Source organism: Bacillus sp. mrc49 (genome assembly GCF_002803435.1).
In genome coordinates this window covers 1-871 of the sequence record NZ_PHNG01000572.1, presented here as the reverse complement: position 1 = coordinate 871, position 871 = coordinate 1, and the positions used below count along the sequence as shown (strand labels likewise).

The 871-nt window shown below is 45.8% G+C and carries 2 protein-coding genes; one reads left to right on the top strand and one right to left on the bottom strand.

The features are described from left to right. On the top strand, nt 1-419 hold a 419-nt coding region (locus tag CVN76_RS05970; protein ID WP_442857552.1), incomplete at its 5' end, for a glutamine amidotransferase-related protein. 298 nt (nt 420-717) lie between these two features. On the opposite strand, the gene CVN76_RS05965 is transcribed toward CVN76_RS05970, so the two are convergent. Beyond that, nucleotides 718-871: DUF2529 family protein (locus CVN76_RS05965; RefSeq protein ID WP_157805559.1), on the bottom strand; the 154-nt coding region annotated here is incomplete at its 5' end.

The following is an 871-nucleotide window of genomic DNA, read 5'->3' as shown; positions in this document are numbered from 1 at the left end:
GATTGCCGGAAGCCCATTCTGCCGAGATTCAAGCGGATACTCCAGATCCAATCATCGATCTTCTTCCAGAACAAAAGGATGTAGAAGATTTGGGCGGTACACTTCGTCTTGGCTTATATCCATGTAAGCTTATCGAGGGCACCAAGGCTTACGAGGCTTATAATGACGAGGTTGTGTATGAACGTCACCGTCACCGTTATGAATTCAATAATCATTACCGTCAGGCGATGGAAGAGGCAGGATTCGTCTTCTCTGGAACAAGCCCAGATGGCCGTCTGGTCGAGATCGTTGAATTGAAAGATCATCCTTGGTTTGTGGCTTCTCAATTCCATCCGGAATTCACATCACGCCCTAACCGTCCACAGCCACTATTCCGTGACTTTGTCGGGATGTCCTTAAAGCGCAGCGAAAAACTTTAATAAATAAAAAAACAGCCTCTAAGGCTGTGTCAGACTGCAGGCAGACTCGATGAATAATGGAGCTTGCCTGCAGTTTTTTGTTTAGGTTTTGATGAAGGTCGTGTCTGCCCAGATGCAGCTGTCGGGTAAAGGTACAAAAAGCGCGTGAAAAAGCGCAATGTTCACGAAAACCGGCCTCAAATCTAATGCAAAGCCCAAATTCGCGAGTAAAGTGGCGGGGACTGTCCGCTTCGGTCCCATTGTAAATCAAAAAGGTATCGGGATAGATCATTCCGATACCTTTTGTAGTTCAAGAAGGTTAGTCTTCTTCATTTTTATATTCTTGTATAATTTCCTCGAGAGTGAATTTAATTCCGTAATAAGCGAAAAGGGCAGCAATGAGGGTGGGGTAGCCATAGCGGTTTCCAGCTTCATCGGGAATCAGTCCCCGGTGGATCCGTAAGTCGATATGT